The sequence below is a fragment of the Paenibacillus sp. B-A-8 genome, from assembly GCF_048572915.1.
Lineage (GTDB): Bacteria > Bacillota > Bacilli > Paenibacillales > Paenibacillaceae > Paenibacillus_AQ.
Window position 1 is genome coordinate 6,791,639 of sequence record NZ_CP183882.1, and the last position, 20,077, is coordinate 6,811,715.

Here is a 20,077-nt window from a genome sequence, read left to right on the forward strand (position 1 = left end):
TAGCTAAGATCATAGGAGGAACAAATCGTGCAGAATACAACCATATTAATTACTGGAGGAACCGGATCTTGGGGACGGCAGCTAGTAAAACGTTTATTGGAAAGAGAACCTAAAGAAATCAGAATATTTTCCCGTAATGAATCTCTTCAAGTAGAACTACAACAGGAATACCATCATAACCCCAAACTAACCTTCATCATTGGTGATGTTCGTGATAAGCATGAACTGATGCAGGCTTGCCATCAAGTAGATTATATCTATCACTTAGCAGCCTTGAAGCATGTGCCGATCTGTGAACAACAGCCGGACAGTGCGATGAAGACTAATGTACTCGGAACTCAGCATGTGATTCAAGCCGCTATTAAACATGGCGTAAAAAAAGTAGTCTATGTCTCAACCGATAAAGCAGCGCAACCATCGAGCACCTACGGAATGACAAAATCACTCGGCGAAAAGCTAATGGTCCATGCCAATCTCAGACAAACCAAAACTCAGTTTGTTTGTGTTAGAAGTGGCAACGTCCTAGGCTCAACAGGCAGTGTGGTTCCTATTTTCAAACAAAGTATTGCAAATGGAAAAGACATTTCTCTTACAGATGCTAGAATGACTCGTTTTTTCTTAACCATAGATGATGCAATTACCTTACTCCTTAAGGCGACAGAAGACAGCAAAGGCGGAGAAATTTTTGTGACCAAGATGCCTGCATGTCGCATTAAGGATCTTGCCCAAGTCTTAATTGATAACTTATCAACTGGCCCGATCCAAATCAAGGAATCAGGAATCCGCCCCGGAGAGAGCTTAAGTGAGGCTCTAATTTCGGAATTCGAGAGCACATCTTCTATTCATCTGGATGATCACTATTATGTGATTCTCCCTCCTTTTCCTATAGAAGGGTTACAAAAAGTTTATGCCTCTTGCCCGCCCGTGGACTTCCAAAGCTATGATTCCGATCATGTGTTGATGAGCAAACCTGCGATAAAAGAAATGTTACAACAAGGTGGGTTTCTAGTATGAGTACCTCGATCGTATTTACAGGTGGAGGCTCCGCTGGCCATGTATCCGGCAACCTCGTGTTGATCCCTAAGTGTTTAGCAGAGGATTGGGACGTTCATTATATAGGTTCCGAACAAGGGATTGAGCGTAAGCTTTTGTCTGATTACAAGGAGGATGTGACCTATCATCCTATTTCCACAGGAAAATTGAGACGCTACTTCGATTGGAAGAATGTAACTGATGTATTCAAAATCATGAAGGGCATCTTTCAATCCTACCGGCTCCTACGAACCATCAAACCAAGTGTGATTTTTTCTAAAGGTGGATTTGTTTCTGTACCCGTCGTGATTGGGGCTAAACTTAACAAAGTGCCTATCATTATTTATGAACCAGACCTGAATCTTGGACTAGCTAATAAAATATCACTTCCGTTTGCCACTCATCTGTGTACAAATTTTCTGGATACTGTAACCCAGTCCGCTTCCCTCAAAGCCGTTCATGTGGGACCGCTCTTGAAGGAGCAATTCAAATTAGCTGATAAACAACGTGGTTTAGCCTTTTGCGGATTCACCTCTGCTAAGCCTGTTCTTCTTATTATGGGAGGAAGCCAAGGGGCACATAGCATTAACCAAATGGTGAACAATGTACTCGCTGAGTTGATAAATAAATTTCAAGTGGTTCATATTTGCGGGGAGGGAAAAGTTGATTATCACCTCTCGATGTCAGGCTACAAATCGTATGAATTCATTACAAGCTGTGAGTTGCCGCATTTATTAGCTATGGCGGATGTTGTCGTATCCCGTGCAGGCTCAAATTCTATGATGGAGCTTCTTTCTATGCAAAAGCCAATGTTATTAATTCCGCACACGAATGGTGGCAGCCGCTCTGGTCAACTTGCCCAAGCGCAGTATTTTCAACAAACTGGACTCGCTGAAATGTTACTTGAAGAAGAGATGACCACTCAAACCTTTGTTCATTCGATTATGACGCTATACGAGAACCGCTCTACTTACAAAGATAAGATGAAGCCTTATGAGAACGGCAGAGGAGCCTATAAGGTAATGAATTTAATCAAACAAGTAAGTGGTGAGAACTTAACAATGATCAAGGCAGGTACGGTTTAGATGGGAATGAAGCTAGCCGATTGGTTACTCCTCTGCTTTATCGCTGTCGTCTGTATTCTGGTTTATTTTGGACAAAAGATCCTGTAATAAACATTTCTAAATTGTACCGGGCTTTCTGGGGATGGGTATAATTAAAGCATCCATAATTTTAGGGGGAGAAACTCATGAAAAAGCATCCCGCGTTAGAAATGTATGATTATAATGTATGGGCCAATCAAACGATCATCCATCGCTTAAAGGAGTTGCCTAAAGACATTTATCATAAGGATATTCAGAGTGGTTTTTCTTCGGTAGCAAAGGTTGTGACGCATATTTATGTCGTGGAGAATATTTGGTTTGACTTGATTTCAGGACGAACTAGGAATGAAGCTAAAGCATCAGCTGCCCAATTAGAGCCCTTGTTAGCAATAAAAGATATTGAAGAAATGGATGTCCTCTATCGTGAGCTAACCAGCAAAAATAAAATGGTGTTGGCTAGTCAAATAGATAAGGATCCCACCGTTGTGTTAGATCATCCAACGATGGGATCGCTTGAGACATCCATTTCTGGGGCTATCTTTCACGTTGCGAACCATGGCAGCTATCACCGTGGGAATATCGGTACAATGCTACGACAAATGGGCCATACTTCAGTACTGCAGGATTATGTTGCTTATCTATACAACGAGCCGAAAAAATCATAGTGCTGCTGAGTCTATCTTATTAATTAGCTACAGATTTAAAATATTGATACACCTGATTTAGCTTCTTTTCATGTTTACCTTTCGGGCTCTCCATATTCCCAAACTCGAAAAACTTCACTTTCTTGATCCCACAATATTGAAATAATGCTTTTCTCATCAGCACTTTATGGGAGTTATTTAACCAGTATAAAGGATACAGGGTTGGCCCCTTCATACTGGAAATACAAACTACTGACTTCCCTTTCAGCAGCCCTTCAGGTATAAGCCCGCCCTTTTCTCTGTAAGCGAAATTAGAAGCGAACATTTGATCAATATACCCGAGTAGCATAGCGGGAGGCCGGCCCCACCAGATCGGGTACACGAACACAATTTTGTCGGCCTGACGAATCTGCTCACGATATTTCTCTAGCTTGGGATCGATATGCATGTCTCTTCTACGTTTGTTTTCATTAAAGACCAGCACCGGATCAAATTGCTCTTCATATAGATCAAGCACCTCGATCTTCGAGATCTTAGCATTCTCATTACTTCCTTGAATGACTTTATTGAAAAAAGCATAACTTAAACTTTTATGATTCGGATGTGTATAGATAACTAAAACGTTCATTGCTCCACCTCTTTAATTATCATTTGATAACAAAATCGTATCACAACCTTTATTTAGTTGTCAAATGATAATTGTATTATGATAATTAATTTGTTAAAGTTTAAACTAAGAGGTGATCGTTATGAACAAAGAAGCGTTTTTTCATAAATTTGTGACCTTTACGACGGCAGTCCATGAAGTAACATTCGACTTAACCAAAGATGTTAGACCGGAAGGTATTACGCCCGTTCAATATAGTATTCTGGAGTATATAGCGGTCAGTCAGCCTGTGACTCTCAGTCAAATCAGTGATTGTAAGAATATCTCTATGCCGAACACGAGCCGTGAGCTCAAGAAATTAACAGAAAAGAATCTTTGCGAAAAGCTGGATGTCGCAGAAGATCGGCGTAAGCAATTCATCCGACTGTCCGAAGAGGGACAAGCGATGATGAATGCAGCTTTTGAGCGGATCGGCGAACGTTTCCTGGACCGGATTAAGGATTCTTCTGTTGAAGAACTAGAAGAAATCAACCGAGCGCTGGATGTGCTTCAATCTAAGGTATTCCATAGCGACAAGTGATAAAGAAAGGCACTCCTGTTAAGGAGTGCCTCGGTAATCATATTCTTAGCCAGCGAAATCCACTATTTCACCAGTCCGCCGATAAAGGTCTCAAAATTGTCAGCCAAGCGTGTGATCTTGTATTTGTTATCTCGATCTACATGAATAACCTCGGGTTCCCCGTCATTTCCAAACTCGCGGTAATCCAGCATGATTACTTCATTCTCAGAAGGACAATCACAAATCACCACGCCAACCTCAGGATAACGTCCATTCTCAATCACAGTCCGGCTGCCTGAAGCTCCACACAGCGACTTATTCTTATCTCGTCCAATCCCGAGGATCCCTGAGATCGTAATAAACTCTCCTGTGCCCGGAATCGGGTGGCGATTGTTATGAGGAATCCCCCCATTATGTAACTTCATCATTTCAACGTAATATTTTGGCAGCTTAAATACCAGCTCTTCTTCCACTGAAGCAATCAATGCATCTGTAGGCGGTTCAGAGATATATTCTGAGAACGCATACTCGCTGTCATCCCAAAAATTGGTGGTGTCGATCGCTACTACAGGCTTCTTTGCGGGTTTGCTCACAGGCTTCTTCGCAGCTTTCTTAGCCAATTTGCGTTTGATCCAACCCAAAAACTCCAAGGTGTCCTCATCATCAGGCTCTAGCTCATCTGCAATTGTAAATGCTTTTAAAGCTTCATCATACCGCTTAAGATAATAATAGGAAACTCCGATACGGTAATGCCAGAGTGGGTCTCCTTCGCCCTCTTCTTCAATGCTCAAATACTGCTCTAAGGCCTCTTCATATTGCCCGAGATTATTAAGCGCTCTTCCCAAATGACTAGTTAGAACATAATCTCTTTCCTCTTCAGGAATTTCTGTTATTGCATCCACGATTTCCTGAAATTCATCTTCCTCATGCCACTCATCCAGTTTTGCCAATAGTTCATCACTCATCATTAATACCTCCTATTAACGATCACTCAAAATACCTATTAGAAATTATACCATTTATAGCCTATGACCTTCCAATCATGCATGCCCTCCTGCATATCCATACCCTTGAGGCGATTATACCTAGGAATAGTATGTCGTAATAGGAATACAATCATCAAAAAAAAAAGCGCCGTGTCAGCCACAGTCGCTCTTTGATTACTATTCTTTTCACTATGAGATCAGCCTTTAACAAAAGAATCAAACGCAGCAACTGACTCGAACTGGTTAAGTATACCCTCTGATCTTAAATGATCCTCTAATTTCTCAATTAGATCTAGAACGGCTAACCTTAGCGGCTCTAAATCGGCCTGGGTTAATTGTACGAAGGCATAATTTATTTATAAACATCTTTTAGAGGGAACAAAGATAACTTACCATCCTCCATCCGGTATACTTTATCACAATATTCAAGCATACGCTCATCATGAGTAACCATAATCGCTGCTTTCTGGCGTGACTTCACCTCTTGCGCAATTAGACTAACTACTTCATGGGCCCGTTTAGTATCCAAACTTGCTGTAGGCTCGTCCGCCAAGATGACATTAGGATTATTTATTAAAGCCCGAGCGATGGCTGTCCGTTGCTTCTCCCCACCTGATAACTCTTCTGGAAGACTTGTTAGCTTTGCGCCAAGACCCAGCTCTTCAAGCAGCTTAGTGGCCAATTGCTTATCCTCTCTAGTTACTTTACTCGACATCCTTTTTACTATTAGCAATTGATCCAAAACATTTAAATAAGGAACCAAATTTGAAGATTGCATAATAAATCCGATTTCTTGTAGTCTTATATTCGACAGTTCTTTGGCAGAAAGCGTAGAAATAGTATGCCCATTCAGCTTAACTTCCCCTTCTGAAGCTTCAAGCATCGCTCCAGCAATAGACAAGAACGTACTTTTACCTGAACCCGACGGTCCAACTACAGCCACGAACTCACCCGGCTCGACCGACAGGGTTACATGATCAAGTGCGGCGATACGATTACTTCCTTCAGCATAGTATTTTGTAACATCATTCATTTGTAATCCCTTAGTCATTATTCAACCCTCCCCAATGCCTGTAGCGGATCAATCTTTGTAATCTTTCGAACGGATACCATCGAACTTAACACAGCGATAATTAGTAAGATTACAGAGTAAGTTACGACAAGATTCGTTTCCAGCTTGAAAGGCATACCCTTCGGCATAATGGCGGCTGTCCCATAAGTCAGTAAGATTCCAATTACTATACTAGTCAAAGAAATTATAAATACTTGCGATACAATGGCTTTTCCAAGGAATTTGTTACTAGCACCTATAGCTTTCATAATGCCAAACTGGTTGGCCTTCTGCATCGTAATTACGTAGAAGAACACTCCAAGCACGAATGCTGAGATCGCCAGCAAAAATGCTAGCATCATTAAAATCGTACCATTCTCTTCCTTGTAGCCTGGCATCCCTTGAACAGCTCCTGCCCGGGTAACCGTATCCGTACCTGATAATTTGCTATTTATTATTTCTGGATCGATATCCTTGCCTTGCAGCATAATTGCATTAACCGGACCTGGAACTCCTTTATCTGAACCCGGAGCAGCAAAACTAATCTTCCGCCACTCCTCCATCGGAGTAAATACGGAAGCAACGTGGTTATAGGTCTGATCCTTCACAAACCCGACAATCGTCAATGATTCCGTTGTACCGTCTAACTGAAAAGTATCACCGAGGCTATAGCCCTCATCCTTCATGGTCGAGTTCACCAGTACACCAGTAGAATTCTCAGAAGTTAAGCTCTCCCCTTCCACGATAGCCGGCTCCAAGAAACTTCCTGGATTAATTCCTATAATCGCGATGTCTACCTTATCCTCGTTCTTAGCACCTTGCCCTTTCAGCGCTGTTGCCATTGTACTTCCCATCGGTGCTGCTGCTCTAACATTTGGCAATAGCTCCACTTCGGCCAATAACTGCTCAGACAGAAGGGACTTGCTCATCGAAGACTGCGACCCTTCTTCAAAAACTACATAATCAGCCTTCATAGTCTTGAATGTGGATGCAGCTAGTGTAGATAATCCAGTACCTAAACCTGATAAAATGAATACCAACCAAGCAATTAATACAAAAATAACGGTAATCATTGAAAACTTCATTTTACTATGCATCAATTCCTTCATAGCTAAGAACATTATCTTTTTCAGCTCCCTTTACATTTAATTTGACACATGTGTCAAATTAAATGGCACTGACACACGTCTAATTTATTAAACAACATAAATGACACATGTGTCAAATTTTATTCAAAATTAAATTAGCTCTTTGCGCCCCCAATCCACATTTCAAATAACACCTTACCCCAATCAGGCGTTGGGATATTTAACATATTAGGTGTATTAATTAGGTTAAAAAAAACGCCAATAAGTACAGGAAGTGGGATATCCTTCCGAAGGCTATTTTCCTGCTGTGCACGTGCGAACAAACCAGATAACTGAATCTTAAGAGTCTTATGTGCTTCCTCAATAAATTCAAGGTCTCTCGCCGCTGCAGCAGAATTCGCTGTGTTTATTTTACTGGCATCTCCCAGGAGCTGATGGAGCGAAGATTCTTCTACATAAATAAGAAGTAACTGCTCAAGAGCGTCCATGGGGTTTGCCTCATTAATTGTTAATGCCTTATCTAATACCGCTGCGATTACGCGCTTCATACAAGCGGCAACGATCTCTTCTTTATTAGAATAATATTGATAAATGGTACTTCGGGCGCCGGACAGATGTTGCGAGAGCAACTTGAGATGAAAGCCATCATAGCCATGATCCAATACTAATTTTTTTGTCATATCAAGCAGCTCGGCTTCAGTAAAAGATTGTTTTCTACCCATGATTCATCCCCTTTTCATTATTATCAGTTTAGCACACACAAAAAGTAATGCGTAGGTCATAATAAATAGACAGACTGTCCATAAGCAGTACTCTCACCTGCGGACAGTCCTTTCAAAAATACTAGGATATTCTATTTATTGATATGTTTTACCTTCACGACTACATCCCGTTTTCAATCCTCTGCATAAACTCTTCAACAGCGCTATAGCCAAGCTGCTTCAGATACCAGTTGTTAGCGGCAGCCTCGATTAGACCAGCTACGTCACGACCGGGCTGAAGCTGGATTTCAATATGCGGAATTTGAACACCGAGATAATCTGTGAACTTCGGCTCCAGTTCGAGCTCATTATTCAAGGAATTCTCTCGCCAAGGAGACAACTCGATGTCGAGTACAATTCGCGTCTCATCCTGAAAAGCTCTACGCCCGTACTGGCGTACAACGTTGATCAGACCAATACTGCGCAGCGCTAGGAATTCGCGGGTCGTCTCGTTATGTGTGCCGAGAAGCGTCGCTGGTCCCAGCTTCTTCAGCACCACGATATCATCCGCCACAAACCGATGGCCTCTTCTAATAAGCGTATGCGCGGTTTCGCTTTTTCCAATTCCTGACTTACCTCTGAGTAGGACACCTATACCAGACACGTTTACACATACCCCATGAATTGAAAGCTCTGGCGCCAGCGCCTTCACCAGATAGGTATCAATCTTTGCGATGATCTCTGTCGTCGTCTCCTGCGTCCGAAGCAGCGGGATGCCCTCTTCTTCGCAGAATAGAGTTAAATAAGGAATCTCCTGCTGACCTGTCGTCACAATAAAGCAGGGTGGATGATACTTGACGATATTACCAATATGTAACTTGCGCTCTTCAACGCTTAGGGTTAACAGATAATTGATTTCCTTGCAGCCCAATACTTGTACCCGCTTCGTTGGAAAGAAATCAAAGTAACCCACGAACTCCAGACCAGGTCTATGCGCCTTTGAACGAGTGATTTCACGATCCATACAGCTAGCACCTGCAAGCACTTCCAGCTTAAACGTCTCCGTTAGGCTTTGAACGGTAGTCGATTTCAATGTTGTTCCCTCCTGTGGCTGCGTATCTTGAATACGCAATACGGTTAACGGGATATATTCAACGATAAATGGGATGATTCCTGCAACAACGCTACTATAGGCTTGTGATGTCATCGAATCGGATACGATTGTTTCTATGGTACACCACACAACTCTATACTTTGTATGACTTTTTTAGCAAAAAGCCATACTAACCCTCACAGACTATGACTATCCCGAAGGAGAGTACTGATGAGCGAACAACAATGGCTGATTCCAGCAACCAAGGGATTGGGCTTCAAGTTGGACAAAGGACAGATTGTCCGGGTAACCGATGTAGAGGGTGAGCAGGTAGCCGATTTCGCTGCTTATAACGCCGTTGGCCCTAATGAACGGATTGACCCCGGTGTAACGATCGATGCTCTAGGCAAGATGAATGTGCTCCCGGGGGACATCCTCTATTCCAATCAATACAGACCACTGCTTACGATTATTAAGGATACTGTGGGCCGTCATGATTTCATTAACTCTGCCTGCCGTCCCGAGATGTATGAGGTGCTGTATAGCAAAAAGGAACACGCCAGCTGCTACAATAACCTAAATGAGGCACTGGCGGAGTTTGGCATGCCCGCTCCCGATCAGCATTATCCGTTTAATCTTTTTATGAATACTGTCATTGATCCTTCTGGAAAAGTCAGCGTGGAGCGACCGCTTTCTAAAGCTGGGGATTATATTGAGCTGCGGGCTGAGATGGATCTGATCATTGCCATATCGGCTTGTCCCTGCTCCGAAAGTGTCTGCAACGGGTATAAATGTACACCGATTGCCGTAGAGATCCTTTAGAGTATGTCGCAAAGAGGTTCGTGCCAAAAGGCTCGTCTTCTAACTTACCTACTTCTTGAATAGAATGACTTGTACAAGTTAACATCTCATTCAAGGAGCGATGACCATGAATAGCTTTTTCACCTATATAGTACTCGGCATTTCATTATCTGCACCTATTGGTCCCATCAATGCAGCCCAGCTCGACCGGGGAGCACGGATGGGATTTTTCCAATCCTGGATGATTGGACTGGGAGCCATGTGTGCAGATTTAGTGTATATGCTACTCATTTACTTTGGACTAGCCCACTTTCTGAGTACCCCGTTTATGAAAACCTTCCTGTGGACATTCGGCAGCTTCGTTCTCCTTTATACCGGAATTGACACTTTGAAAAATATCAATGCCGTGCCTGGATCCGCCTCGCGTGGTGCACAGACCGGTACTAGCGCCTTCCGTACTGGATTTTTGATGGCACTGATGAACCCACTCAGCATTCTCTTCTGGTTAGGCATCTACGGCTCCATTCTGGCCAAAAGCATAGAAAATCAACATTTGGATCAGGTGCTGTGGAATAGCATGGGTATTTTTGTTGGTATTCTAGTCTGGGATGTGGTGATGGCGATGCTGTCTAGCTTCCTTCATCGGTTCACCGGCCCTTCTATGCTCCGATTCATTTCCCTTACCGCGGGGATTTGCCTTCTTGGTTTTGGCATCTACTTCGGTTTTCAGGCTTTTACACAGTTGTTTGGCTAATATGTATAACAAGCAGGAGCTTTTCTAGGCCTTCACCCATCTCCCTCCCTTCGCATAGGATGTTTTGAACTTAACGAGGAGGGTGTTTTTGGATGGCCCATTTGAACACAAAGGTCTGGCTCGATGAGCATCTAGCTGAGCTGACGTACTGGCAGCAGGATGCTTTTCGTCAATTTACATCTATGATTGCAGATCCCGAAGGCAAATACCCCTGTATTCCGGGACGTCAGGGGTTTCTGTCCAATCATTTGCGTTTTGGTTTCGTAGCTGATCCACGAAGTGAAGAGTCTGCAATAGAGGTCGCAGAATTACTTCGTCAATATGGGGAATGCTCACGGGATACCGGCAAATATGCGTCCCTTGTTCTTTTTTTCGAAACACCGGAAGATTTGGCCAAAGGTTTCACCATTGAGGAATATGAGGATTTGTTCTGGTCGGTTCTGGACCGCGTCAGCGCGGTGGACACGGTGCCCTGGCCCGATGAAATTTCTACAGATCCCTCCCATCCTTCGTGGGAGTTCTGCTTTGATGGGCACCCGTATTTCGCGTTCTGCGCAACCCCGGCACATGAGCTGCGGAGAAGCCGCCATACCCCTTATTTTGTCATTGCTTTTCAGCCGCGTTGGGTGTTCGAGAATATTAATGATTCTACCGCATTTGGCCGCAATATGAAGAAGCAGATCCGCAAGAAGCTCGCTGACTACGATAGTGTTCCCGCACATCCTTCCCTTCAATGGTATGGGCAGGAGGACAGTCTGGAATGGAAGCAATATTTTCTACGAGATGACGAGAGTGCACCGTCTAAATGTCCATATACTTATATGAAGAACAAGTTCAAAGCAATAGGAATGAAATTTCACTCTTAAGCGCTTATGAAGTTTGTCCGTGTTTTTTCAAAAGGTGCTCCCTAAACCAGGTAATCAACGCAATGACACAGATGATCAGAAGGCTGGACCAGAAGCCGGGACGGCCCCCTTTTTCAAAAAGTGTACCTGCCACGGCAGCAATGATCAGCGCCATAGCGACCATGGATCTAATCCAACCGCCCATCTTTGGTTTCAGTAACTTAAGGAAAGAGGCAAGGATGAATAGCCATGTGTACAAAATAACTAGACCGGCCGCTGTGGTAATATGCTCAAAAATTTGCTTTGGCAGAAACAAGCTCAGTACAATTGTCACGCACAGGCCCAGCATATTGATACCAAGCGCGTAGAGCGGCATCTCCCTTTTTCCTTTAGTCACCGCCAGCCAAGAAGGAGCATCTTTATCCTCAGCCAAGGTCACCAGCATAGTCGAGACCGCATACAACGAAGCCACTAGAATGGAGAATCCGGCCACGATCATTACCCCATTCAGCACATATACAAGAATAGGTAGTTCCATCGCTTCAAGTGCAGCAATAATTGAGCTTTGATCAGGTCTCACTTTCTCAGGGCTCACGAATAATAGGGCGAGTCCTATCGACAGTACATACAGCAATGTCACGCCCAGCAGCATAAACCTGCCTGCTTTCGGAGCTTCTTTGGAGTCCCGGAGATCCGACGCCATAAAGCCCATGACCTCAATGCCGCCAAAAGCATAGAACGCATAAAGTAATCCTTTCCAGGCACCCATCCAGCCTTTATTCAGCCATGCTGTCGAACTGTGAAGCGTATCCCAATTCCCCCTCCCTCTCAAAAGGGCAACCGCAGCGACCACGATAAACATCAGTACCGCGGCGATTTTAATCATGGCGAATAGATTTTCCGCTTTGTTAATCCCCTGGCTGCCTAGAATAATGACCAGCAGACCCATCACAGCATAAATTGCGGTAAAAATCCAAAGCGGCCAGCTCGGAAACCATACCCGCGAGAACAGGCCCAAGGCAGTTAAGGTGCTGCCAAGTATTAGAATTTCTGAACACCAATAGATCCAACCCATGCCAAAGCCTGCCCAGCGGCCAAAAGCCTCCTTGGCATAACTACGAAAAGAACCTTTTTGAGGATCCTGCATAGTCATTTGGGCCAGCGCCTCATAGACGAACAAAGTTGCCACAGCCGCCAACACAAAAATAACCAACACCAATAATCCGCTTTTACGGATAGCGATGCTGGAACCAAGAAAGAATCCCGTGCCAATCGTGCAGCCTACACCAAATAGAGTAAGCTGCCACCAGGGTAGCTTGCCAGTTGGAGTACCCATATGTATATCCCCTCCGTCTGGTTTTACTATGCGTTATCGGGTGCTATTTTATTCTGTTACAAGCTTAGGCAGGCACAAGAAAACCCGGCCTCTGTTCAATAACGAACGAAGCCGGGTAATTTACAATTTAGAGATCGGTAGTGCTCTAGTTGCTTGTCGGCATCTGAGGAGATCCGGCAGCAGGAACATAGGCATCCAGCATCTGCTGTATTACTGAAACCTGAAGCTGCGGAACCTGATAATAGGCATGTTTGTTCTGATAAAGAAACAACTCATAACCCATTTCAATAAATTGCTGCACCTGTGAAGCCAATACCCGGCGTAGCGCTGGGTTCGTCACTTCAGGTGATGACATGGCCAGCAAAGAGGCATGGGATTTGATTAGACCAAGCATATACCCGCTGACCCCTGCATCTTTCACATCTGTCAGTGACGTGTTAGGCTTCTTCGGCTGGGCAGGTTGGAGGCCGTAAACTGGCTGTGTCATATTCGGGATGAGATAGGTAGCCGTTTCCTGGCTCGGCTTTTGCCCTGTCTTAAAGCATTGGCAGGTCAAGTTGTACTGATCCAGCATGAAATTGTACTGACGATCCAAGATGGACAGAAGCTCCTGATCCTGAACAAAAGTTCTGAATATCATGAACTGGTCCAGTACATTGATCTGGCAGGACAATACCTCGTGCACATCGAACATTTCGTGGGCGCCGTGACCTAGCTGCTGTCCGCCCATCGTCACGCTTCCTGACTGTAGTTGCTGCTGCAAAGTATATTCTCCTTTGTTCTTAGATGAGTACCCTCTATAATATGAAGGAGAAGATAGCCAATTATGCATGCTGTAGCCGCTTGAGTGCTTTATGAATCTTATTTGTGCTCCAACCACTGACATTCTGTTATTTCTAATTCTGTGAATGTTGCTGTAAATGACGAATCCTCTGGACTACAAGCATATAAACCAAAGTTTATTTGCTCACTCCCTTCAAACAAATGGAATATACGCATCTGCTTAAATGTAATTCCATCAAGAGAATTTTCAACACAGAAGTCACTCTCACGCCGACTTAATCTGTAATACATTGTTTTTATTGTTGCATCGATATCTGTTGTTGCCCAATCTGAATATCCGTGATTCGTAACTACGCTACCCAATCTTTGATATTCTTCATTCTCATATTCAATCGATGCCTTGAACCAATTGTCACTGTCCTGATAAATAATTACTCCACACTGGTCAAATCTATGAGCGCTGTCAAAATCAGTTTTCACTATAAAAGAAAAGTATTTCTCGTCCGTCTTCATTAGCAGCGCAGGTGCGTTATCATTTCTAAACCCATAATAGGTGCGTTGCCAAAAATCAGTATTAGGCTCAGTTACAATTTCAACCCTGTCATCTTTAATAGAAAAAGTGCTCGTTGGATGTTGCCAAAAGAGATTTTCTTTTATAAATTTCATTTCACTGCTCCTTATCTAACATGTCTTATGATCACTTTAACGGAGTAACTTTAGCTTTACAACTCTCCCTCAAGAAAGTTAATAAGCTGAAAATACTCCAACTCACGTTGAATATTGCATACACATTCAAACAAAGGGAGATGTTCCGACAATGAGTGCTTATGATGTGCATATCGGCAAGCTAATCAGTGGAAGACGGGAATTGGATGGCAGTGGAAGCTATATCCTCTGTACCCCCGATAAGAAAATCATCGAGATGGATTCGATCAGCTCGACTGATGGTATCGTTGTGAGTTCCAAAGACGTTGAAGAAGCCTTATATGAGTTTTGTAAATCTGCTTTGAGGAATTATATCGCAGAGGGGAACAACAAGGATGTCTACACCTTTTCCATTTATACGGATACGTATCACGGAGACTATCTAATTTACATCAACAATCTGGAATGTTTGAACCAAAGTGTGGAGGACGCCCTTGAACATAATCGTCAGCGGTATCTTGAAAGAAAAAACGACCACTATAACTTGGCCCGCGAGCAACTTTATCAGGAATTCAAATACGCAGAAGGTGACTACACATTCATGTATGAAGAAATACCTGAGCGGCTTCAGAAGTGGCTGAGTATTCTCTACTGCATCAACATGGACGAGCCCCGATATCTCGCAATTGAAGAAAACTATATGTTGGAGAAAACACTTGGAGATTCCCAGCTCTTCCTGATAGCCATTGATGTGATTCATCGTTTGGAGCATGACCTTCAGCAGCTCAATCGTACCGATGATTTCATCGCCTACGTCTCTGCGGCGGAGGGGGTCGGAGGGGATTTCCTCACCACCAGTCAGTTGCTTCGAAAATGCGTTAGCGAGGAACAGCTATTTAAGGCGATGCCTAATGTAAACGAGAAGGACAAAGCCTTCCAGGTAGCCGTCAACGCAGTTCAGCAGAAACCGCTTAAAGGGCAGGTTCTTCATTGGGTTACTGTCATCGAGCAGGGTGAATTCGGTGAGGGCAGCCCTTACAGCTTCTGGAAAACCGACTACGAAGCGTACGAACAAATGATTGGACTCGGGGAACCGGCTGTCTCTTATATCAGAGAGCATTTGAATGGCGAACTGAAACAGGATACGAGGATGATTCTGGAAATGGTGCTGGAGGATTTGGATAAGGGATTTTAAAATAAAAAGGAGCTTCGTCACTACTCACGAAGCTCTTCTTTATAATCTATGATAATTGTCCCTTTTTATCCTTGAATGTCCCTCCTGGCATCTTGCTCGGCGAGAATCTCTTTGTCCTCGGCGTTATCTCTCGTCACCTTCTGAACGCCAACGGCGCTATATGAAATCAACAAAATAACAGCTATATAATACCCCTTTACATTCAATTGAAATGGAGCATTGTACAGACCAATAAAGAACATTACATACCCAATAACCAAGCCTGCAAAAGCCATAATTGTGAAAGCCCCTGTATTTCTCATCCTGTGTTTCGGATTTTCCAGCTTAATTTCTTTATCCTCTGAATTGTCTCTAACGACCTTTTGCACAACGATACAGCTAATCGTAATTAACACCATGCAAAGCAAATAATACCCTTTCACGTTCAATTCCCAATCGTCGTTGTACACCCCCAAACAGAATAGAAAAAGACCTGCAGCCAATGCAAAATACGATACCCCTGTAAAAGCAGCTGTGTTCCGTTTACGATACCTCTGATTCATCCGACGATTCCTCTCCCAATACAGAATTGAATGGCGTTATATCCTTCTTCACTATACCGTGGAACATCGGTAAAATTCTACCATTAATTAGGTTGTTTTGGGAAAACGCAAAGAAGACGGTCTCCGTCCCAGGCAAATTAGGACTAAAGCCGCCTCCCATGATTACTGCAACATTATGATTAGAAAAATGCTATTCCCTCTCCTGGTCCACCAATTGCTGCTGTGCGAGACGAATCATCTCGCGGACCATCGATCCACCAATTTTCCCGCCAATCTGACCCACTGATTCTGTACTCAAATGTCCATTTTCACCGTGCTCCAATGGGACACCAAGTTCTTTTGCCACTTCGTATTTCACATCATCAGGCCGCTCCGGATCTACATTATAACCCTCGCGCCGCATCACCTCGGCTTTAAACGTTTGCATTCCGCGGCTGACTCCCGGCACGGCATATTTCCTGTTTCTTCTGGACATCCCTTATCCCCTCCTAACATGTTTTAAGTAACATGCCCGGAAAACGAAACCACCACCCCTGTTGAATAGCTCCGATTATTTCCAAGCAGGGATAAGGGTCCAACTGCTGTCAGGGTGCTTCTCCTCTTGTTTCAACAAAAAGCGGAAGACCCAACAGCCATCCCATGACTGTTGGGTCTTCCTTATCCTGTATCTTACTTATTCGCCAAGAAAGCATCGATTTGAGCTTGCAGTTCAGCTTGAATTTTATCAACACCAGCTGATTTTAGTTGTTTGTTCAGATCTGCAAGTCCTTTATCGATATCTTTAATTACACCGTACTCAAGCGGAATGGCATAGCGGAGCATTACATTGCCCACATTGGCAATTTCAGTCTTCACTTTGCTATTGTCGAATACAAAGGTTTCAAGAGCATAGTGGTAGACGTTAGCTTCCCAGCCCTTAGCTAGATCGTTAGCTTCTTGAGGGAATGCTTCATTGTCAAGGTTGAGTGGCGAGTTAAAGTTCCAATTAGAGAAGCCGGTAAAGTTCGGATTTTTATCGAGTGCTTTATATTTGGTGTCGCCAACCGGTTCATAGTGTACGCCACTAATTCCGTACATCATCAGGTCGTGCAGTTCTTTATCATTCTGCATCAGATCGATCAGCATCAAGGAACGTTCCACATTTTTGGAAGTCGCATGAATCGACGTACCGTTTTGTGTAGAAATCGCTACTGATTTTTTCTTACCTTGGTTGATATCGGCTAGTGCCACTTCATAAGGTGAATTTTCTTGACGCATCAAAGCCATAAGTGCTCCAAGTGTTCCGTTATTGTGCGTAATCGACGCGGTTTTTCCTGCTTTAAAATCCGCCTGATGATCATTTTTGCTGTTTAGTACGTTTTTTGACCAGGCATTGTTGTCAGCTAGATCTTTGTAATACACGAGCAAATCTTTGAACTCTTGTGTTTCATAGACGTTAAAGACTTTGCCTGTTTCATCCGTCAATTTGAAGGCAAACGGAAGGTCGAGGTCAAACATATTCCATTCGCTTTGCTGCTTCAGTAATATACGGTCTAAGTTATGATACTTCCAGTCTCCCGTTTCCGGAGTGAAAGGTGTAATTCCTTTTTCTTTTTCAGCTATCGTCTTCAAATACGTAGCATACGTTTCCGGGCTGTTGATTTCAGGAAGATTATATTTCTTACGCAAATCTTCACGATACAGAATCAGCTTTTCAACAGACTCTCCTCTGTTTTGTGGAACCATGTACAGTTTGCCGTTTACTTTTGCCTGATCCCAGCTCACATCTGACATCACTGCCTTAGTTTGCGGCATATATTTCGTAATCAGCTCATCGGTTAATTCTAGAAACCCGCCTTTCAGCGCCTGATCATTATAGCCAGCCCAGTTTGCCGAATAGATGAGATCGAAATCTTCATTTGCCGCCAGCTTCAATGGATATTTTTGAGCCCAGTCAGACCAGTCCAAGAACTCACCCTCAAGGGTCGCATTAATTTTTTCTTTCAGCTTTTTGTTAATCTCAGCAAAAACACTATCATAGTCTACCGGTTTAGGACCAACGAAGATCATTTTCAGCTTAACTTCTTTTGAGGTATCAATGGTGTTTGGGTCAGCTGCAGGTTCTGAGGTGTTGGTGGCGTCTGGTGCGTTCGTAGCATCACCTGCAACCTCTGTATTACTTGTAGCCTTTGCAGGCGTATTAGCGTTGTTATTGCCACCGCCGCATGCACTTAGAATCATTACGAAGGTTAAAACGAGCGCCAGCATGATCAATCTATTTTTCTTCAGCATCTCAAGCCTTCCCCCTTGTGTTTAATTATATTGATAAACCGGATATTCCCGGGTTCATCCTTTCACAGCGCCAATCGTTAAACCTTGAACAAAATATCTCTGAACGAATGGATAAGCGAGCAGGATCGGACCTGTGGCCACAACCGTCATTGCCATCTTCAAGCTCTCGCTCGGGATCGATGTAGTTACGACTGCTCCTGCACCCATCATGGCTTTTCGCATGCCGTCCATATTGCCTAGCATTTTGTACAAATAATATTGAAGCGGCATCAGTTTCTCATCAGAAATAAATAGAAGGGCATTGTACCAGTCGTTCCAATAAGCAAGGGCCAGGAACAAACCAATTGTAGCTAACGCCGGCTTGGAAAGAGGCAGGATTAGACGGGCATAAATTTTAAAATCGCCTGCGCCGTCAATTTTGGCCGATTCCACAATCGCTTCCGGAATACTGCCCATAAAAGACTTCATAACAATGATGTAAAAGACATTGAGCATCATCGGAATCACTAAAGCCATGAGTGTATCCTTTATATGGAGATAGTTAACCATAAGCAGATACCATGGAACGAGACCGCCGTTAAATAAAGTTGTAAAGAAGAAGAAGAATGAGAACTTATTACGCCATTTAAAATCTTTTCTGGAAAGCGCATAAGCCGTCATCGAAGTCAGAAACAAGCCAAACAGTGTGCCTATTATAGTAACGCCGATTGTCACCGTGTAAGCTTGAATCATCTGGTCGGGATATTTAAATAAAATCCTGTAGGCTTCCGTTGAGAAGGCAGTCGGTATAAATTGATAGCCATCCGTTAGAATTTTAGTTTCTTCCGTCAGCGATGAAGATACGACAAGTATAAACGGGAATATACATAAAATTGCGAGAAAGATTAGGGATACATAACCAATACCCGAGAATATTTTACGATCGAGCTGCTTCATATCGTTACCTCCATTATGAAAACTGTACCTCTGATGCGGTTAGAATAAGGCGCGGTCTTTATCGTATTTACGAACAGCATAGTTCACAGTCATGATCGTTGCGAAGCCAAGAACGGACTGGAAAACACCTGCCGCAGCCGACATGCCGATATCATTCGAAGTAATCAGCGATCTGAACACGAAAGTATCGATAACGTCTGTCGAAGAGAACAACAAACCGTTGTTGCCGATCATGTTATAGAACATTCCGAAATCACCGCGGAAAATATTCCCGACCGCCAGCAGCACCAAGATAATAATCGTCGGGTAAAGATTTGGAATCGTCACTTTCCGGATCCGCTGAAAAATGTTGGCGCCATCGATTTCAGCCGCTTCGTACATTTCAGTATCTATGCCTGTAATCGCTGCCAAGTACATCACCGTTCCGTATCCAAGACCCTTCCAGGCGGAGACGATAACCAGGATATATGGCCAGTAGGCAGGCGTATTGTAAATATCAATAGGATCTAGCCCAAGTCCTCTAAGGAGAGCATTCACAGTACCGATATCATAATTGAGCAGGTTATAGGCGATTGCGCCGACAACAACCCATGAAATAAAGTAAGGAAGGAACAGCGCCGATTGCGTAATTTTGCGGAACCATTTGCCACCGACTTCAAACAACATAATCGCTGCAAAAATTTGCAAAGCGTTATTCACCACGATAAAGGCAATATTGTACAATGCAGTATTTCGTGTAACCCGCCAGGCATCCCCTGATTCAAAGAAAAAGCGGAAGTTGTCGAACCCGTTCCAGGCACTCCCAAAAATACCGCCCGCGTAATCATAATGCTTAAAGGCAATAATAATGCCTGCCATTGGGACATAGGCAAACAAAAGAAAAAAAGCAACCGCCGGAGCCAGCATCAGCAACAAAACCCTGTAGTTTTTCAAATCGCTCCAAAATGTATGCCCTTTCATCTTTGCACCCCTTTCTTCTCTATAGCTCTCATTATAAAAGGATGGCGGCAGTAAGATAATTCAGCCAAACAACTAAACATAATACTAATTCAACGATTTGATAAGAAAAAAAGCCCCTGTTCCATTTAGAACATGAGCCTCCTCA

General features: G+C 43.5%; 22 protein-coding genes and 1 pseudogene. 8 read left to right on the forward strand and 15 right to left on the reverse strand.

The annotated features are described in order from the left end of the window. Positions 1-27 precede the first annotated feature (27 nt). From ACN6MV_RS30620 to ACN6MV_RS30630, 3 genes are all read left to right on the forward strand, one after another. Positions 28-1,014 carry an SDR family NAD(P)-dependent oxidoreductase gene (locus ACN6MV_RS30620; RefSeq protein ID WP_419885461.1) on the forward strand — a complete coding sequence of 329 codons (987 nt, stop codon included), beginning with the start codon at positions 28-30 and terminating at the stop codon, positions 1,012-1,014. Then, a complete protein-coding gene (locus ACN6MV_RS30625; protein WP_419885462.1) occupies positions 1,011-2,117 on the forward strand; it encodes an undecaprenyldiphospho-muramoylpentapeptide beta-N-acetylglucosaminyltransferase in 1,107 nt (368 codons plus the stop codon). Before ACN6MV_RS30620 ends, ACN6MV_RS30625 begins: the two co-directional genes overlap by 4 nt. A gap of 164 nt (positions 2,118-2,281) precedes the next feature. Then, positions 2,282-2,800: a DinB family protein gene (locus tag ACN6MV_RS30630; RefSeq protein WP_042131625.1), complete on the forward strand. Its 519-nt coding sequence runs from the start codon at positions 2,282-2,284 to the stop codon at positions 2,798-2,800. A gap of 19 nt (positions 2,801-2,819) precedes the next feature. Here the strand turns inward: ACN6MV_RS30630 and ACN6MV_RS30635 are convergent, their stop codons facing one another. Then, positions 2,820-3,407 carry an NAD(P)H-dependent oxidoreductase gene (locus ACN6MV_RS30635; RefSeq protein ID WP_042131626.1) on the reverse strand — a complete coding sequence of 196 codons (588 nt, stop codon included), beginning with the start codon at positions 3,405-3,407 and terminating at the stop codon, positions 2,820-2,822. Between the two features lie 121 nt (positions 3,408-3,528). Here ACN6MV_RS30635 and ACN6MV_RS30640 point away from each other — a divergent pair, with 121 nt between their 5' ends. Further along, on the forward strand, positions 3,529-3,966 hold the full coding sequence (locus tag ACN6MV_RS30640; protein WP_419885463.1) for a MarR family winged helix-turn-helix transcriptional regulator: 438 nt from the start codon (positions 3,529-3,531) through the stop codon (positions 3,964-3,966). A 62-nt stretch (positions 3,967-4,028) separates the two neighbouring features. Here ACN6MV_RS30640 and ACN6MV_RS30645 read toward each other — a convergent pair whose 3' ends face one another. The 5 genes from ACN6MV_RS30645 to hprK form a co-directional block, all read right to left on the reverse strand. Beyond that, positions 4,029-4,910, reverse strand: coding sequence for an SMI1/KNR4 family protein (locus tag ACN6MV_RS30645; RefSeq protein ID WP_042131628.1), 882 nt, complete (start codon positions 4,908-4,910; stop codon positions 4,029-4,031). 373 nt (positions 4,911-5,283) lie between these two features. Beyond that, entirely contained in the window at positions 5,284-5,982 is a 699-nt protein-coding gene (locus tag ACN6MV_RS30650) for an ABC transporter ATP-binding protein (RefSeq protein WP_419885464.1), read from the reverse strand. Continuing rightward, a complete protein-coding gene (locus ACN6MV_RS30655) occupies positions 5,982-7,103 on the reverse strand; it encodes an ABC transporter permease (RefSeq protein ID WP_419885465.1) in 1,122 nt (373 codons plus the stop codon). Before ACN6MV_RS30655 ends, ACN6MV_RS30650 begins: the two co-directional genes overlap by 1 nt. Before the next feature lie 122 nt (positions 7,104-7,225). After that, positions 7,226-7,792: a TetR/AcrR family transcriptional regulator gene (locus ACN6MV_RS30660; protein ID WP_042131631.1), complete on the reverse strand. Its 567-nt coding sequence runs from the start codon at positions 7,790-7,792 to the stop codon at positions 7,226-7,228. A gap of 160 nt (positions 7,793-7,952) precedes the next feature. Beyond that, the gene (gene hprK, locus ACN6MV_RS30665; RefSeq protein WP_042131632.1) at positions 7,953-8,864 is read right to left on the reverse strand and encodes an HPr(Ser) kinase/phosphatase; all 912 of its coding nucleotides are present in this window, start codon (positions 8,862-8,864) and stop codon (positions 7,953-7,955) included. A 231-nt stretch (positions 8,865-9,095) separates the two neighbouring features. Between hprK and ACN6MV_RS30670 the strand changes: the two genes are divergently transcribed. From ACN6MV_RS30670 to ACN6MV_RS30680, 3 genes are all read left to right on the forward strand, one after another. After that, a complete protein-coding gene (locus tag ACN6MV_RS30670; protein WP_419885466.1) occupies positions 9,096-9,686 on the forward strand; it encodes a DUF1989 domain-containing protein in 591 nt (196 codons plus the stop codon). 106 nt (positions 9,687-9,792) lie between these two features. Further along, complete coding sequence (locus tag ACN6MV_RS30675) at positions 9,793-10,419, forward strand: LysE family transporter (protein ID WP_419885467.1); 627 nt, start codon at positions 9,793-9,795, stop codon at positions 10,417-10,419. Positions 10,420-10,511: 92 nt separating this feature from the next. Then, positions 10,512-11,285, forward strand: a complete 774-nt coding sequence (locus ACN6MV_RS30680) for a YqcI/YcgG family protein (protein WP_419885468.1) — start codon at positions 10,512-10,514, stop codon at positions 11,283-11,285. 4 nt (positions 11,286-11,289) lie between these two features. On the opposite strand, the gene ACN6MV_RS30685 is transcribed toward ACN6MV_RS30680, so the two are convergent. The 3 genes from ACN6MV_RS30685 to ACN6MV_RS30695 all read right to left on the reverse strand — a co-directional run bounded on the left by ACN6MV_RS30685 (position 11,290) and on the right by ACN6MV_RS30695 (position 14,049). Then, positions 11,290-12,600 (reverse strand): amino acid permease, encoded by a 1,311-nt coding sequence (locus ACN6MV_RS30685; protein WP_419885469.1) that lies wholly within the window; start codon positions 12,598-12,600, stop codon positions 11,290-11,292. Between the two features lie 145 nt (positions 12,601-12,745). Then, positions 12,746-13,330 carry a spore coat protein gene (locus tag ACN6MV_RS30690; RefSeq protein WP_042132573.1) on the reverse strand — a complete coding sequence of 195 codons (585 nt, stop codon included), beginning with the start codon at positions 13,328-13,330 and terminating at the stop codon, positions 12,746-12,748. Positions 13,331-13,461: 131 nt separating this feature from the next. Next, positions 13,462-14,049 carry a DUF1349 domain-containing protein gene (locus tag ACN6MV_RS30695; protein WP_419885470.1) on the reverse strand — a complete coding sequence of 196 codons (588 nt, stop codon included), beginning with the start codon at positions 14,047-14,049 and terminating at the stop codon, positions 13,462-13,464. Between the two features lie 151 nt (positions 14,050-14,200). Here ACN6MV_RS30695 and ACN6MV_RS30700 point away from each other — a divergent pair, with 151 nt between their 5' ends. Next, the gene (locus ACN6MV_RS30700) at positions 14,201-15,223 is read left to right on the forward strand and encodes a hypothetical protein (RefSeq protein WP_419885471.1); all 1,023 of its coding nucleotides are present in this window, start codon (positions 14,201-14,203) and stop codon (positions 15,221-15,223) included. A gap of 65 nt (positions 15,224-15,288) precedes the next feature. On the opposite strand, the gene ACN6MV_RS30705 is transcribed toward ACN6MV_RS30700, so the two are convergent. From ACN6MV_RS30705 to ACN6MV_RS30730, 6 genes and pseudogenes are all read right to left on the reverse strand, one after another. After that, positions 15,289-15,525, reverse strand: coding sequence for a YiaA/YiaB family inner membrane protein (locus tag ACN6MV_RS30705; RefSeq protein WP_306035596.1), 237 nt, complete (start codon positions 15,523-15,525; stop codon positions 15,289-15,291). Positions 15,526-15,582: 57 nt separating this feature from the next. Beyond that, positions 15,583-15,765, reverse strand: a pseudogene (locus ACN6MV_RS30710) (YiaA/YiaB family inner membrane protein); the annotation flags it as partial. 190 nt (positions 15,766-15,955) lie between these two features. After that, the gene (locus ACN6MV_RS30715) at positions 15,956-16,240 is read right to left on the reverse strand and encodes an alpha/beta-type small acid-soluble spore protein (RefSeq protein WP_042131641.1); all 285 of its coding nucleotides are present in this window, start codon (positions 16,238-16,240) and stop codon (positions 15,956-15,958) included. Between the two features lie 194 nt (positions 16,241-16,434). Then, entirely contained in the window at positions 16,435-18,036 is a 1,602-nt protein-coding gene (locus ACN6MV_RS30720; RefSeq protein WP_042131642.1) for an ABC transporter substrate-binding protein, read from the reverse strand. A gap of 54 nt (positions 18,037-18,090) precedes the next feature. Continuing rightward, a complete protein-coding gene (locus ACN6MV_RS30725; protein WP_042131643.1) occupies positions 18,091-18,972 on the reverse strand; it encodes a carbohydrate ABC transporter permease in 882 nt (293 codons plus the stop codon). A 39-nt stretch (positions 18,973-19,011) separates the two neighbouring features. After that, positions 19,012-19,932, reverse strand: coding sequence for an ABC transporter permease (locus tag ACN6MV_RS30730; RefSeq protein ID WP_042131644.1), 921 nt, complete (start codon positions 19,930-19,932; stop codon positions 19,012-19,014). Between the last annotated feature and the right edge of the window lie 145 nt (positions 19,933-20,077).

Bases quoted from the DNA above. Each gene is read 5' to 3' on its own strand.
- ACN6MV_RS30625 (WP_419885462.1), top strand. From the start codon at position 1,011: ATGAGTACCTCGATCGTATTTACAGGTGGAGGCTCCGCTGGCCATGTA.
- ACN6MV_RS30630 (WP_042131625.1), top strand. From the start codon at position 2,282: ATGAAAAAGCATCCCGCGTTAGAAATGTATGATTATAATGTATGGGCC.
- ACN6MV_RS30635 (WP_042131626.1), bottom strand. From the start codon at position 3,407: ATGAACGTTTTAGTTATCTATACACATCCGAATCATAAAAGTTTAAGT.
- ACN6MV_RS30640 (WP_419885463.1), top strand. From the start codon at position 3,529: ATGAACAAAGAAGCGTTTTTTCATAAATTTGTGACCTTTACGACGGCA.
- ACN6MV_RS30645 (WP_042131628.1), bottom strand. From the start codon at position 4,910: ATGAGTGATGAACTATTGGCAAAACTGGATGAGTGGCATGAGGAAGAT.
- ACN6MV_RS30650 (WP_419885464.1), bottom strand. From the start codon at position 5,982: ATGACTAAGGGATTACAAATGAATGATGTTACAAAATACTATGCTGAA.
- ACN6MV_RS30655 (WP_419885465.1), bottom strand. From the start codon at position 7,103: ATGTTCTTAGCTATGAAGGAATTGATGCATAGTAAAATGAAGTTTTCA.
- ACN6MV_RS30660 (WP_042131631.1), bottom strand. From the start codon at position 7,792: ATGGGTAGAAAACAATCTTTTACTGAAGCCGAGCTGCTTGATATGACA.
- ACN6MV_RS30670 (WP_419885466.1), top strand. From the start codon at position 9,096: ATGAGCGAACAACAATGGCTGATTCCAGCAACCAAGGGATTGGGCTTC.
- ACN6MV_RS30675 (WP_419885467.1), top strand. From the start codon at position 9,793: ATGAATAGCTTTTTCACCTATATAGTACTCGGCATTTCATTATCTGCA.
- ACN6MV_RS30680 (WP_419885468.1), top strand. From the start codon at position 10,512: ATGGCCCATTTGAACACAAAGGTCTGGCTCGATGAGCATCTAGCTGAG.
- ACN6MV_RS30685 (WP_419885469.1), bottom strand. From the start codon at position 12,600: ATGGGTACTCCAACTGGCAAGCTACCCTGGTGGCAGCTTACTCTATTT.
- ACN6MV_RS30690 (WP_042132573.1), bottom strand. From the start codon at position 13,330: ATGGGCGGACAGCAGCTAGGTCACGGCGCCCACGAAATGTTCGATGTG.
- ACN6MV_RS30695 (WP_419885470.1), bottom strand. From the start codon at position 14,049: ATGAAATTTATAAAAGAAAATCTCTTTTGGCAACATCCAACGAGCACT.
- ACN6MV_RS30700 (WP_419885471.1), top strand. From the start codon at position 14,201: ATGAGTGCTTATGATGTGCATATCGGCAAGCTAATCAGTGGAAGACGG.
- ACN6MV_RS30705 (WP_306035596.1), bottom strand. From the start codon at position 15,525: ATGAGAAATACAGGGGCTTTCACAATTATGGCTTTTGCAGGCTTGGTT.
- ACN6MV_RS30715 (WP_042131641.1), bottom strand. From the start codon at position 16,240: ATGTCCAGAAGAAACAGGAAATATGCCGTGCCGGGAGTCAGCCGCGGA.
- ACN6MV_RS30720 (WP_042131642.1), bottom strand. From the start codon at position 18,036: ATGCTGAAGAAAAATAGATTGATCATGCTGGCGCTCGTTTTAACCTTC.
- ACN6MV_RS30725 (WP_042131643.1), bottom strand. From the start codon at position 18,972: ATGAAGCAGCTCGATCGTAAAATATTCTCGGGTATTGGTTATGTATCC.
- ACN6MV_RS30730 (WP_042131644.1), bottom strand. From the start codon at position 19,932: ATGAAAGGGCATACATTTTGGAGCGATTTGAAAAACTACAGGGTTTTG.